17 protein-coding genes are annotated in these 13,434 nt (G+C 38.4%); 8 read left to right on the top strand and 9 right to left on the bottom strand.

All coding sequences use genetic code 11. From position 1 onward, the window contains the following. Positions 1 to 34 precede the first annotated feature (34 nt). From ACY3XC_RS25625 to ACY3XC_RS25615, 3 genes are read left to right on the top strand one after another with little or no spacing between them, the layout of a single operon-like run. The gene (locus tag ACY3XC_RS25625; protein ID WP_464871112.1) at positions 35 to 1,051 is read left to right on the top strand and encodes an ABC transporter substrate-binding protein; all 1,017 of its coding nucleotides are present in this window, start codon (positions 35 to 37) and stop codon (positions 1,049 to 1,051) included. 21 nt (positions 1,052 to 1,072) lie between these two features. After that, entirely contained in the window at positions 1,073 to 1,849 is a 777-nt protein-coding gene (locus ACY3XC_RS25620; RefSeq protein ID WP_464871111.1) for an ABC transporter ATP-binding protein, read from the top strand. Further along, entirely contained in the window at positions 1,830 to 2,636 is an 807-nt protein-coding gene (locus tag ACY3XC_RS25615; protein ID WP_464871110.1) for an ABC transporter permease, read from the top strand. The genes ACY3XC_RS25620 and ACY3XC_RS25615 overlap by 20 nt, the downstream gene beginning before the upstream one ends. Positions 2,637 to 2,656: 20 nt before the next feature. Here ACY3XC_RS25615 and ytkD read toward each other — a convergent pair whose 3' ends face one another. After that, positions 2,657 to 3,139, bottom strand: a complete 483-nt coding sequence (gene ytkD / locus ACY3XC_RS25610; RefSeq protein ID WP_464871109.1) for an RNA deprotection pyrophosphohydrolase — start codon at positions 3,137 to 3,139, stop codon at positions 2,657 to 2,659. An 82-nt stretch (positions 3,140 to 3,221) separates the two neighbouring features. Beyond that, complete coding sequence (locus tag ACY3XC_RS25605; RefSeq protein ID WP_464871107.1) at positions 3,222 to 3,545, bottom strand: hydrolase; 324 nt, start codon at positions 3,543 to 3,545, stop codon at positions 3,222 to 3,224. A 237-nt stretch (positions 3,546 to 3,782) separates the two neighbouring features. Here ACY3XC_RS25605 and ACY3XC_RS25600 point away from each other — a divergent pair, with 237 nt between their 5' ends. Then, the gene (locus ACY3XC_RS25600) at positions 3,783 to 4,040 is read left to right on the top strand and encodes a DUF6154 family protein (RefSeq protein WP_179160128.1); all 258 of its coding nucleotides are present in this window, start codon (positions 3,783 to 3,785) and stop codon (positions 4,038 to 4,040) included. Between the two features lie 142 nt (positions 4,041 to 4,182). After that, the gene (ytzI, locus tag ACY3XC_RS25595; protein WP_464871106.1) at positions 4,183 to 4,347 is read left to right on the top strand and encodes a YtzI protein; all 165 of its coding nucleotides are present in this window, start codon (positions 4,183 to 4,185) and stop codon (positions 4,345 to 4,347) included. 35 nt (positions 4,348 to 4,382) lie between these two features. On the opposite strand, the gene ACY3XC_RS25590 is transcribed toward ytzI, so the two are convergent. Further along, positions 4,383 to 4,856 (bottom strand): S-ribosylhomocysteine lyase, encoded by a 474-nt coding sequence (locus ACY3XC_RS25590; protein WP_192650225.1) that lies wholly within the window; start codon positions 4,854 to 4,856, stop codon positions 4,383 to 4,385. Between the two features lie 140 nt (positions 4,857 to 4,996). Between ACY3XC_RS25590 and yidD the strand changes: the two genes are divergently transcribed. Then, on the top strand, positions 4,997 to 5,224 hold the full coding sequence (yidD, locus tag ACY3XC_RS25585) for a membrane protein insertion efficiency factor YidD (protein ID WP_464871105.1): 228 nt from the start codon (positions 4,997 to 4,999) through the stop codon (positions 5,222 to 5,224). On the opposite strand, the gene ACY3XC_RS25580 is transcribed toward yidD, so the two are convergent. After that, complete coding sequence (locus tag ACY3XC_RS25580) at positions 5,221 to 5,784, bottom strand: beta-class carbonic anhydrase (protein WP_179160132.1); 564 nt, start codon at positions 5,782 to 5,784, stop codon at positions 5,221 to 5,223. The genes yidD and ACY3XC_RS25580 overlap by 4 nt on opposite strands. A 212-nt stretch (positions 5,785 to 5,996) precedes the next feature. On the opposite strand from ACY3XC_RS25580, the gene ACY3XC_RS25575 reads away from it, so the two are divergent. Next, complete coding sequence (locus tag ACY3XC_RS25575) at positions 5,997 to 6,929, top strand: metal ABC transporter solute-binding protein, Zn/Mn family (RefSeq protein ID WP_464871104.1); 933 nt, start codon at positions 5,997 to 5,999, stop codon at positions 6,927 to 6,929. A 92-nt stretch (positions 6,930 to 7,021) separates the two neighbouring features. Further along, positions 7,022 to 7,180, top strand: a complete 159-nt coding sequence (locus ACY3XC_RS25570) for a DUF1540 domain-containing protein (protein WP_179160134.1) — start codon at positions 7,022 to 7,024, stop codon at positions 7,178 to 7,180. Positions 7,181 to 7,212: 32 nt separating this feature from the next. On the opposite strand, the gene menC is transcribed toward ACY3XC_RS25570, so the two are convergent. The 5 genes from menC to menD form a co-directional block, all read right to left on the bottom strand. Then, complete coding sequence (gene menC / locus ACY3XC_RS25565) at positions 7,213 to 8,328, bottom strand: o-succinylbenzoate synthase (RefSeq protein WP_464871103.1); 1,116 nt, start codon at positions 8,326 to 8,328, stop codon at positions 7,213 to 7,215. A gap of 17 nt (positions 8,329 to 8,345) precedes the next feature. Beyond that, complete coding sequence (locus ACY3XC_RS25560) at positions 8,346 to 9,809, bottom strand: o-succinylbenzoate--CoA ligase (RefSeq protein ID WP_464871101.1); 1,464 nt, start codon at positions 9,807 to 9,809, stop codon at positions 8,346 to 8,348. 234 nt (positions 9,810 to 10,043) lie between these two features. After that, complete coding sequence (menB, locus tag ACY3XC_RS25555; protein ID WP_464871100.1) at positions 10,044 to 10,862, bottom strand: 1,4-dihydroxy-2-naphthoyl-CoA synthase; 819 nt, start codon at positions 10,860 to 10,862, stop codon at positions 10,044 to 10,046. 13 nt (positions 10,863 to 10,875) lie between these two features. Beyond that, positions 10,876 to 11,685 (bottom strand): 2-succinyl-6-hydroxy-2,4-cyclohexadiene-1-carboxylate synthase, encoded by an 810-nt coding sequence (menH, locus tag ACY3XC_RS25550; protein WP_464871099.1) that lies wholly within the window; start codon positions 11,683 to 11,685, stop codon positions 10,876 to 10,878. Then, positions 11,685 to 13,433 (bottom strand): 2-succinyl-5-enolpyruvyl-6-hydroxy-3-cyclohexene-1-carboxylic-acid synthase, encoded by a 1,749-nt coding sequence (gene menD, locus ACY3XC_RS25545; RefSeq protein WP_464871098.1) that lies wholly within the window; start codon positions 13,431 to 13,433, stop codon positions 11,685 to 11,687. Before menD ends, menH begins: the two co-directional genes overlap by 1 nt. Between the last annotated feature and the right edge of the window lies 1 nt (position 13,434).

The raw sequence follows: 13,434 nt of genomic DNA, 5'->3' as shown, positions 1-13,434 counted from the left end.
CCAGATTTTTTCCTTACTTAAAGGGGGTTTTAGTGTGAAAAAATGGTTTAAATTCGGTTTTTCAGCACTTCTCATTGTGATTCTCATGTTTTCAATTTCAGCTTGTAACGGTACTAACACAACCGACACTGAGAAAATCGAAAAGGTCCGATTAGTGGAAGTTACCCGTTCTATCTTCTATGCTCCTGAATATGTTGCCATCGCAAAAGGATTTTTCGAAGAAGAAGGTTTAGATGTTGAACTATCAACAGCCTTTGGCGGTGATAAAACCATGACTGCTTTGTTATCAGGTGGTGCCGACATCGCCTTGGTAGGCTCAGAGACATCTATTTACGTGTACGCCCAGGATTCGAATGATCCTGTCATTAACTTTGCGCAATTAACACAAACAGACGGTACTTTTCTCGTTTCAAGGGAAAAAATTGATAATTTCTCATGGGATCTATTAAAAGGGTCTACGTTTTTAGGACAGCGTACTGGCGGTATGCCGCAGATGGTTGGTGAATTTGTTCTTAAGAAACATGGTATTGATCCTCATCTGGATTTAAATCTTATTCAAAATATAGATTTTGCAAATATTGCCAGTGCCTTCGCTTCTGGAACAGGCGACTTTGTTCAGTTATTTGAACCTCAAGCAAGTATTTTTGAAAAAGAAGGAAAAGGACATATTATCGCTTCCTTTGGAACAGAATCAGGGCATGTCCCTTATACAACCTTCATGACAAAAGATAGCTACATGAAAGAAAACCAAGATATCGTAGAAAAATTCACAAGAGCCGTTTACAAGGCACAGCAATGGGTTGAAACACATAGTTCTGATGAAGTGGCTGAGGCTATTCAATCCTTTTTCCCAGATACAGACCTTGAACTTATTAGTACAGTAGTAGACCGCTATAAAGAGCAAGGCTCCTTTGCTGCTGACCCCATCCTCGATGAAGAAGAATGGAACAATCTCCAGGATATCATGGACGAAGCCGGTGAACTTCCAGAAGTGGTAGATCACAAAACACTTGTTAATACTGAAATAGCTGAAAAAGTAAAGGAAGAATAATTAAAATGGGAGGCCGTCCAAATGAGTTTTTTAGCTATTAAGGATGTTCATCACACTTATTTCACTAAAGCCTCTGCAACCACGGCCCTCTCCGAGATTTCCTTGCAAGTTGAGGAAGGAGAATTTGTTTCCTTCCTCGGCCCTAGCGGCTGTGGCAAGACAACATTGCTCTCGATCATTGCCGGGCTTATAAAGCCTACCCAAGGGACCATATTACTTGAAAACAAACCGCTGTCAGGAGTAAAAAATCAAATCGGCTATATGCTTCAGCAGGATTACCTATTCCCATGGAAAACAATTGAAGAAAATATCCTCCTTGGTTTAAAGTTATCTGAACAATTGAATGAAGAAACCAAGTTAGCTGCTTTAGACCTATTAAAGCAGATGGGTTTAAGCGGGATTGAGAAACAGCTGCCAAAGCAGCTATCAGGCGGTATGAGGCAGCGTGCTGCTCTTGTAAGAACACTGGCAACTGAACCTAAACTGCTCATGCTGGATGAACCCTTTTCAGCTTTAGATTATCAGACAAAGTTAAAGCTGGAGGACCTAGTATCAAAGACGCTGGATGCATTCGGAAAAACAGCCATCCTTGTCACACATGATATCGGGGAAGCCATTGCAATGAGTGACCGGGTTGTCCTCTTTTCACCAAGTCCGGGCAGGGTTCATAAGGTATTTCAAATGCCAGATGAACTAAAAAGTTTATCTCCTTTTAATGCAAGGAACCACGAGACTTTTTCTAGTATCTTTCAAACAATATGGAAGGAGTTGGAGTCACTTGAGTCAGGGAAAGAATAAGGTGAACCTCCTCCATAAAAATTATTTACATTCACTTACGATTGAAAAAAGATGGGTTCGATTTTATCAGGCGGTCATTTTCTTAGTCATTTTCACATTCTGGGAAATATCCAGTCAAGAGCGGTGGATAGACCCGCTGCTGTTCAGTTCCCCATCTAAGATTTGGAACCTATTTTTAGAGAAATTTCATGATGGATCATTACTATCCAATCTTGGTGTAACCTTAACAGAAACTATTTTCGGTTTTATTTTAGGTACCCTGCTTGGAACTTTACTAGCTGCGTTACTATGGTGGTCACCGATGTTTTCAAAAATTATTGACCCCTATCTGGTAATCTTAAATGCAATGCCGAAGGTAGCCTTGGGACCAATTCTAATTGTTGCCCTAGGTCCTGGATATCCTTCGATCATTGCGATGGGTGCCATTATCTCGATTATTATTACCACACTTGTCGTCTATACATCTTTTAGAGAAGTGGACCCTAACTATTTAAAAGTGCTGCAAACATTCGGGGCGACACGTTTTCAATGCTTTAAAGAAGCCATTCTGCCCGCGAGTTTCCCAACAATCATCTCAACTTTGAAGGTGAATGTTGGATTATCATGGGTCGGTGTCATTGTTGGTGAATTCTTAGTTTCCTCCAGGGGACTTGGTTACTTGATTATTTACGGCTTCCAAGTATTTAATTTTACACTTGTCTTTTTATCACTGCTGGTGATTGCTGTCGTCGCCACGATTATGTATCAGCTGGTTGAGCTGTTAGAGAAAAAACTTATCAAGGAATAGCGGCTTATAATAATTTGCTGCTATTCTTTTTCAATTTTGAGCTTATTTATATAATTTATACACGCTGATATCACTTCATCTTTCATAATAAAACTGTACTCATCTCCAAATCGTAATTGCAAAATATCTCCCTCCACCACAATAGGTCCATTCGTTTCGTAATAGTTATTTGTTTTACTAATCGATTTTATTTTGCCCCAAAAAACGGCCTTCACAAAAGAATCTTTTCCTTCCGTTACTTTATATTCTGCTATCTGTGAGAGTTCGTCCACTTTTGCACCTGTTTCCTCATAAACCTCGCGACGAGCAGCTTCTAGAAGGGACTCCCCTTCCTCCACTTTTCCACCTGGAAATTCTAGACCTCGAACCTTATGATGGGTTAAATACCATGCACCCTTGTATTGACTAATGACAAGCACATGCTTTGCGTTTTTTTCGAATGCATTTGTTGAAAAAGAAAGCTCCACCTTGTTCCCCAAATTATCATAAAACTCCTTCATCATTGCTCTCCCCTTGGGTTCTCTTTTTGCATTTATTATAATCGAAAAAAGCGGAAAATCCCTATAGAAAGGATTTTCCGCTTTTTTAACCTTCTTTTGGTAAAATATTCATCGACTCTATATGGCTTTTTGCCTCCTCATCCCCGAGGCTGTGGATCATCCCATATACTTGCTGGATGGTATTGTCATAGGCATCGTTTTCACGGTCATGATGATATTGAACATATGGAACATGGGCTCTGAAAAAGTTTTGCCATTCCGTTGAATAGTTTTGGTCAAATAGCTCTCTTAATTGCGTGATTTCCTCATCATTTGCTTGAATTTTAAAGCTCCAAGTGGAAGCTGTTGAACTTTGGGATATTTGTCCATGTCCAACGTCTATATAATAGGTTTTTTTTTGCTCATCCATTATGTCATCCCCTTATTAATATTATTTAGAATTTCCCACAATCAAATAAAATTTATTCTCTTTTCAAATTTCGACGTTTTATTTAGAACTGAATCATGTATAATTGTCATAATATTAAGAAAATAGATTAAAACTTTTTACTATCTTTTTGCATCCAAGATAGAGGATATTTTTCATCATTAAGGGAATTGAATAAGTAAGGAAAACTTTTTTTAAAATTCTTTGGAGGTGAACGAGATGAGGTTAGTCGATGAATTATTTCAAATGTATCGCGACAAGCTGACAGGTGATGAAGAGGATATTGATATGTTAGCATTCGCCTTCTTAGAAGAAATGTCACATGAAGATCTTCTCCATTTGATTAAAGAGATGGATAAACAAGAATTATATGATTTAATGGGTCTCTATTTAATTGAGAGCTTGAAAGGAAAATTCGCGCAAGAAGAGTACGGACAACAGCGCACCCATACTTATTATCCTAGGAATATCCACTAATGATTACATACTAAAACAAAAAGCGGAAGCGCCTTGAACAGGCGCTGGAGATGGATAAGACCAAAAGGGAAGCTGCAATATGCAGTTTCTTTTTTTCAGTGTAAAACCATGCTAGAATAGAAGAATACAAGGGGGAGAAAAAATGTATACGTTATTTGTAGTAAGTATTGTTATCATTATCGTAGTTCTATTGCTTGCAGTCATTACTACATCAAAAGCCTATTCCTATAAACATACAGTGGATCCACTCGATGATAATCCATACGTAAATACCGGCAAAAAAGAGGAAGATGAAAAAAATCCATAAAAAATTCCTATTCGGAAGAATAGGAATTTTTTCGTTTATGCAAAAACCTGTTTTAAGTCTTCTTTACTTTGTTCAAGCCAAAAACGCATTAAGCGTTTTGCTCCATCTAAATCGTGAAGCTTTGCTTGTCCGCATTGTCTTTCATTTGCTGCAGGAATCTCGGTGATTTCAACTGCAGTCTTCATAGTATCTTCAAGAAGATCAATGATTTCTTCTACAGTCGGCTCGCCGCTGACAACTAAATAATAACCTGTTTGGCAGCCCATAGGTGAAATATCGATAATATCGAAATGATCATATTTTTCTACGTGTGCACGAAGATTAAAGGCAAGGAGATGTTCTAATGTATGAATGACATCTGGCTTCATAGCCTGTTTATTCGGCTGACAAAAACGGATATCATATTTATTTACTATTCCGTCGCTTCCTACCTTATGGACGCCACAATGTCTAACATAAGGTGCCTTAACGGCATTATGATCTAAATCAAAGCTTTCTACTGAAGGCATTTTCCCCACTCCTTATATATATCTAAAATTAATCATACTATAAATTCCGAGTTTTTTCATCAACATTGTATCATTTAACAATTTAGACGTATTTTCTTTTATATGATATCTTTTAGTAAACTGATAAAGGGAGTGTCCCGATGATAAAAAAAGTTTTTATTTCCATTATACGATTTTACCAAATTGCCATTTCCCCAATTAAACCGCCAAGCTGCCGTTTTTATCCTACCTGTTCCCATTATGGGTTAGAAGCCGTTCAAAGGTTTGGAGCGTTAAAAGGCGGCTGGCTAACGCTAAAAAGGATATTAAAGTGTCATCCCTTTCATCCCGGCGGAGTGGATCCTGTTCCAGATAAAAATGAAATTTAACTTTGATAACCATCGACCACAAGGTCAAGTTTTCCTGTCTTAGGGTCTATAACTAGTCCGTGTACCGGAACACCTTCTGGCATTAATGGATGGTTTTTTATTACCCCCACACTGTGCTCTACGCTTTCTGTGACATTATCGAATCCATGCAGCCATTTCTTTATATTTATTCCTGAATAAGTTAGCGTATCAATGGTTTCATCTTTTACCCCGCGGTTTTTCATACTTTCGATTACCGGCTCTGCCTTTAATCCGCTCATCCCACAATCATGGTGAGCAATAACTAGGACTTCTTCAGCTTTCAGCTCGTAAACAGCGATTAGAATACTCCTCATAATACTTCCAAATGGGTGAGACACCAAAGCCCCCGCATTTTTAATGGTTTTTACATCTCCGTTGCCTAGATTCAAAGCCTTTGGCAATAATTCCAATAATCTTGTATCCATACATGTAAGAATAACCATCCGTTTATTTGGGAACTTAGTCGTTTCATATCGCTCATATTCACGTGTTTCAACAAATTCCTTATTATATTCCAGTATTTCATTTAATAATGTCATAATTATCCCACCTTTTTTTTGGTTACTATAAGCATACATAAATACTAAATGAAGTATCAACTTTATGCTTGCAATTATCGTATTTTTTTTGTAAGATACATAAGGAAATCGGAATCGTTCCGTATTATATATTTTTAAATAATTCGAATCCCAAAAATTTTTCGACTATAAATCGTAATAACTCCGGTTTATTATTCTTTAAAGGAGCAAATATGAAAAAATTTATCTTTTTACCTATGATCATTTTATTACTGTTAATAACAGCCTGCAGTGCTGAAAAGGATGTAACACAAAAGGAGAAAGACCACATCACCATTTATACCACTGTATTCCCACTTCAATATTTTACGGAGCGAATCGGTGGTAAATTCGTTACTATAAATACTATTTATCCACCTGGAGCAGATGAGCATACCTTTGAACCATCCCAAAAGGATATGATTAAACTAGCTGATTCAGACTTATTTTTCTACATCGGTTTAGGATTAGAAGGATTTGTGGAAAAAGCTAAGGAATCATTAAAAAATGAAAATGTCTCGATGATCCCAGTAGCTGATAATTTGATATTAGAACCTGCTGAAGAACATGAAAAACATGATGACCATGAAGATGAGGGTCATGGAGATTTTAATCCCCATGTATGGCTTGACCCCATTTATTCGAAGGAAATGGCTGCTGTCATAAGAGATTCTTTAGTTGAAAAAATGCCCCAAAATAAAGAAGCCTTCGATCAAAATTATCAGCAGCTTGCAAAGGAATTAGATCAATTAAATTCTGAATTTGAAAGTACCATTCAAGATGCAAAACATAGAAATATCCTAGTGACTCATGCTGCTTTTAGTTATTGGGAGCAAAGGTACGGTATCGAACAAATCAGTATTTCTGGTCTTTCTACAACCAATGAACCAACACAGCGAGAATTAGAAGAAATTATTACACTCGCTGACGAGCAAGGTTTGCATTATATCCTTTTTGAACAAAACGTCCAATCAAAATTAGCAGAGATTGTTCAGGAGGAAATTGGAGCAAGAGCTTTACCTGTCCATAATTTAGGGGTATTAACAAAGGAAAATATCAAGGATAATGAAACATATTTTTCTCTAATGAAGCAGAACTTAGAATCACTAAAAAAAGCCTTAAACTAGTTCATTAGTTCCCTTTTACTTACAGGGATGAGGTGAGGTAAAAAATCAAAAGCTATTTATGTATTACAAAGATTCTAAAGGAGTGATACAAAATGGCACAAGATGTATTATGTGAAGTTAACAACTGCTCGTATTGGGCAAAAGGGAATAAATGCAGTGCTGATAGTATTTATGTTGTCAGTCATAAAGGGAAAACAGCTGATAACAGTCAAGAAACTGATTGTAAAACATTTGAAGCTTCGGATATATAATTCAAAAAATAAACCAGACATTTTTGTCTGGTTTATTTTTTATCGAATTTAAATAATTTCTCTACTACTGTGGTTTTTCGGAGCCTTTTTTCATTTATAATAAATCCAATTCCCAGTGTATCTGGTACATCGACATATCCATTTACTACTTTTACTTCAGGTGTAATGATATCTTCTTCCCAGAATCGATTGGAAGCGGAGATATCGCCGGGGATTGTAAAGCCTGGGAGTGATGCAAGTGCAATGTTATGCGCACGAGATATTCCGAATTCAATCATTCCCCCGCACCATACTTCTATTCCCTTATCAAGGCAATAATCATGAATCCTTTTTGCTTCATAAAGACCGCCCACTCTTCCTGCTTTAATATTTATGATCTTACAGCTTCCCAGGTCAATCGCATTTTTAGCATCTTCAAAGCTCACAATACTCTCATCTAAACAAACTGGGGTCTTTAACTCTTTTTGAAGCAATGAATGCTGAATGATATCGTCGCTTGCCAGCGGCTGTTCAATCATTAAGAGATTAAAGTCATCAAGTGCTTTTAATCTCTCCATATCTTTCAATTTATAAGCAGAATTGGCATCAGCCATTATAGGAAGTTCAGGATAATGACGCCGGATACCTGCTAAGAAGGAATAATCCTGTTGAGGATTAATCTTAACTTTAATTCGTTGGTAACCTTCTTCAAGGTATTTTTCGATTTGATTAAGAGAACTGCTTAGAGAATCAGCTGCAACCACCACACCAGAAGCAACTTTTTTCCTAGTACCGCCAATATTATCCGAAAGGGATTCAGTATTCCTTTTTGCATGCAAATCCCAGATGGCCATTTCTAGACCAGCCTTAGCCATATTGTTTCTTCTAATGGACTTAAATAAGATAGCTGCCTCATCAGGATGTTTTATTGGGTTCTTCATGAGCAATGGGATTAATATATCGGTTAACATATGTAAACTGGTCTTAACCGTTTCTTCTGTATACCAGGGCGTAGAAAAGGCCACTCCCTCCCCGAAGCCTGAAACTCCATCAGAATCGATTACCTCTAGGATGATTCCCTCACGTTCTGTTACTGTACCTAGGTGAGTGTGAAAAGGTGATTTCAAAGGCATACTTATTACGTTAAGTTTAATTTGTGCAATGTGCATTCGCTATTCCTGCCCTTCTAAACCAATTCACACAGCTTTCTGCGCAGTAACTTTTTAGCAGCGTTCCTTGGAAGTTTTTCAGTAAAATGGAACGTTTTTGGAACCTTGTATTTCGCCAAGTTTTCTAAACAAAACTTTTTGAGTTCTTCTTGAGTAACACAAGCCCCTTCTTTTCGTACAATAAATGCAGCGGGAATCTGTCCCCATATTTCATCATCAAAGCCTGTGACTCCAGCATCAGCTACGTCGGGATGGGCTAATAAAACGGATTCAATTTCGGCAGGATATATGTTTTCACCACCTGAAATAATGAGATCAGAGCGTCTATCAAGCACATATAAAAATCCTTCTTCATCTAAGTAACCAATATCTCCTGTATGAAACCAACTTTCTGTAAATTTTTCCTTAGTGACCTCTGGACGATATAAATAACCCATAGTCACATTTGGACCTTTAACAATAATTTCACCAGCTTGTTTTGGCGGTGCTATTTTTCCATCCTCCAAAGTAATCTTAAGTTGGGAAGGAAATAACGGCTTACCTGCAGAACCAAGTTTTGTGATGCTGTACTCCGGAGATAGTGTAACGAACTGTGAAGCAGTCTCAGTCATTCCATAGGATTGAAAAACCGGAATTTCCTTTGCCTTACAAACCTCTAATAACGGTAAAGGTGCAGGACCGCCCCCTAAAAGCGCACAACGGAAATGATTTGGCAGCCGAGTATCCTTCAAAGTTTCAACCATCCTTAATAGCATGGTTCCTACCACTGACATAATGGTGACTCGTTTCGTTTTTATATCCTCTATTATTTTGCCAGCGTCAAATGTCTCATGTAAAACGATTGGCATCCCATAGATCACGCTCTTCATTAATATGGAATAGCCGCTAATATGAAAAAGTGGAACACTGCAAAGCCAGCGGTCAGTTTGGGTATATCCTAAATTTAATGCTGATCCGACAGCACTCCACCAATGGTTTCCGTATGTTTGAATAACCCCCTTCGGATTTCCTGTTGTACCTGATGTATACATGACCGTACAGATATCTCCTAAATTAATTTCTTCTTGTATTTCAGGATCATTTGGAGTCACTGCAAACAATTCATCTTTTGTAATAACTGGTACTTCTACTTCTTGCTTTATTTCATGAAAATCATTTTCGAGAATTAACGAGGCTGCCTTTGAGTCATGTAACTGCCAAATTAACTCTTTTGTCGTTAGGCGATTGTTAAAAATAACAGCCTTGATTCCTAATAGCTGAAGTGCAAATAAAATCACGACGGTATCAAGATGATTCTTAAGTAATACACCTATATATTGATCCTTTTTCAATCCTAAGCTTTGGAGCTTCCCAGCACTTTGATATGATTCCTCGTATAATTCCTTAAACGTTAATGTTCTTTCATTAAAATAAACGGCTACCCTATCCGGTGTAAGGAACGCCCTATTTTTCAAAAAGTTAGACATTGTTTCGTTATTCAATATACCACCTTCTTTATTTTGTCTAGCGCAAATGGCCAAGGCGCCGGAGCTTTTCGGTTTGTCTAGCTGCAGCGCCTAGGGGCTCGGGGTCATAAGCCAATCAGTCCAGAAGGTTAAAAAGCAACCTTCCAGCCTGCTCGTCTTATGCCTGTCGCCCCTGTACAAGGCGCTTCCGCTTTTCGATATAAAAACAGCCTGATGGATTCCATCAAGCTGCGTTCAAAAATTTTAAAATCAAGGGAAGCGTGGGAATTGACCAAAATCTGGCTTACGCTTTTCTTTGAATGAGTCACGTCCTTCTTTGGCTTCTTCCGTTGTATAGTAAAGCAATGTTGCATCACCAGCGAATTGCTGAAGACCTGCTAATCCATCTGTATCTGCATTCATTGCTGCCTTTAAGAAACGAAGGGCAGTTGGACTTTTCTCAAGAATTTCATTACACCACTGAATGGTTTCCTCTTCGACTTTTTCTAGTGGAACAACTGTATTAACTAAGCCCATATCAAGAGCTTCCTGTGCATTATACTGACGGCATAAGAACCAAATTTCACGAGCCTTTTTATGACCCACAATTCTTGCTAGATAGCCTGAACCATAACCAGCGTCAAAGCTTCCTACCTTTGGACCGGTTTGTCCAAAAACGGCATTATCGGCTGCAATCGTTAAATCACAGACAATGTGTAAAACGTGACCGCCGCCAATCGCATATCCCTTAACCATCGCAATAACTGGTTTTGGAATAACACGAATTAAGCGTTGTAAGTCTAGAACATTTAAACGTGGGATTTGATCATCTCCAACGTATCCTCCATGTCCACGTACACTTTGATCACCGCCTGAACAAAATGCCTTATCTCCAGCTCCTGTTAAAACGATAACTCCTACACTAGAATCATCACGCGCAATGGCAAACGCATCAATTAACTCCATAACGGTTCTTGGTGTAAATGCATTATGTACATGTGGGCGATTAATTGTGATTTTCGCGATTCCGTTATATGTTTCGTATAGAATTTCTTCATATTTACGTCCTGCTACCCATTCTACTGTCAAAACAATCTCCTCCTTAGTTTTTTAACAAAAAGTCACTTACTATTGTACCAAACTTTTCTCTTTGTTCCACATGAATTGCATGGCCACTATCATTAATTACAACCCCTGCAGCCTTTTTCATATCCTCTAGCATTTTTTCGGCTATCTTACAGAATTTTTCATCCTTTTCCCCTGTTAACAGCAAAACTTCACAGTTGAGGAGGCTTAATTTTCCCCACCAAGATGGCTGAGAACCTGTTCCCATCCCTAGCAGGCTATTTGCAAGACCCATCGCATTATTGGATAATCGTTGACTCCTTATACTTTCTTGAATTGACTTGGGAAGATCCTTCATCGTTGAAAAGAGCGGAATTCCCTCCCAATAGTCAACAAATGATTTAATTCCTTGGTCATTTATAAAGTTTGCCAGTTCCCTATCTTTCATACGGCGATGCATTCTTTCTTCTGCCGTCCTCAGTCCTGGTGACACACTTTCCAATATTAGCTTTCTAACTCTCTCCGGATAAAGTATTGCAAAGGTCAGAGCAAGCCTTCCACCCATTGAATACCCTAGCAAATCCGTTTGTTCAATTTCCAGCCCATCTAAAAGCTTAAGCAAGTCTTTAGCAGCTGATTCGATATTATAGTGATTTACATCTATAGGTGATTCTGTTTTACCGTGACCGATAATGTCTGGAATGATTAAATTAAAATGCTTGCCCCAAGCAGAGCAAAAAGGTGTCCAAGTGGAAGAATCCCCAGTAAAGCCGTGTAATAAAAGTAATGGGAATCCTTCCCCGCACATTTCGACATGGTATCCAATATCATTAATCTGTAGCTGCATTACTGAATACCTTTGACAAAATTTGATATTTCCTGGGAAACAACACGCCAAAATTCGCGGTGTTGTGTCAAATTACTGTCTCTATTTGTTACCACTTCATATACATTTAAACCTTTGACTTCGTTAGATTTGTTCATTAGTTCACGGAGATGCTCCCAATCCTTTACTTTCGTATAATTCCCGCTGAACATTGAAACAGCATGTTCAAATTCTAAGTTTAGTGGAGTACCAAATAAAAGCTCAAAATTCTTTGGATGCTGCGATTGAGGGAGGAAGGAGAAAATACCTCCACCATTATTGTTAACAACAATAATTCGTATATCTAAACTATATAGCTTCGCTGCAATCATCCCATTTAAATCATGGAAAAAAGTTAGGTCTCCTAAAACCAGGTATAATGGTTGAGAATATAATGCTGCTCCTAAAGCGGTTGATACAGTTCCATCAATCCCATTAGCGCCTCTATTGGCCATAACTTTTATTGATTTATGATTATTGAGAAAGAAACTATCTAAGTCTCTTATAGGCATGCTATTCCCAACGAACAAAGTAGCTTCCTCAGGAAGCATTTCCGCTAATTGATAGAACAATCTACCTTCGCTTAACATCTGGCTATCCTTAATTAAAGCCATGTTTGCTTTTGTAAGCTCATTAATTTCCTGCCATTTGTCCATGAATTCTGTAGACTCTCTTGTTTCTGTTAGGCTTGCCAACTGCTCGCAAAAAATGGTTTCATTACAGAAAATCATTTCCGTTGATAATGTTGCCGGATCCCTCCAGCCCCCTGCCCCATCAATGACAAATTGTTCAGCTTGATGATTTTCTTTTAGGAATATAGTTAATGCCTTTGAAACAGGCATTGCACCAAAGCGGACAATGACATCCGGCTTCAAATATTCCTTGGCATCTTCATTCCTTAAAAATGTATCATAGGCATCCACAATATTCTCTAGTGGATGTAGTCCACTCCTGAGCTGTGACAATGGATCTGCTAAAACTGGAAATTTCAAGGCTGCTGATAACTCTGTGACAGCCTGAGCAAATCGGTTGTCAGCAATGTTTCCGCAAACAATAATTCCTTTTTTATAACCATCCAGCTTTTGAGAAATCTCCCTAAATTCATCCTCACGAACTGTCAATTCCCCATTTCGAACATTAACATAGCCCGCAGGACGTTCTTTTAATTCGAAGATTTCTTCATCAAGTTTAGGTATAAGCGGTTCCCTGAACGGAAAATTCAGATGGACTGGTCCAGCAGGTGCCTGACTTGCAATGGCAGCTGCACGTGCACCAACAGTTCGGGCATAACGGATTATTTCATCCCTATTCTCAGGCAAAGCCATATCTGCAAACCATTTTACATGCTGACCATATAAATGAATTTGGTCAATCGCTTGTGGGGCGCCCACTTCTCTAAGTTCATGTGGGCGGTCAGCGGTTAGAACCAGTAACGGAACACGTGAATACCGAGCTTCAATAATTGCTGGAAAATAATTTGCTGCAGCTGTCCCAGAAGTACATAAAATGGCCACTGGCTTGTTTGCAGCTTTCGCGATACCTAAGGCAAAGAAAGCCGCTGAACGTTCATCTACATGGATATGGATATTTATTTCTGGATGTTCTGCCATTACCATTGCCATAGGGGTTGACCTAGACCCCGGGCTGACAACAACATCTTTTATTCCTGTTTGTACTAACTCAACTACAAAGGCAGCTAAATACGCTGTTAATGATACTTGATGATTCATA

This window comes from Bacillus sp. CZDM1 (assembly GCF_055502545.1).
The sequence above is the reverse complement of the archived record's forward strand: the minus strand, read 5'-3'. Positions and strand labels throughout refer to the sequence as shown.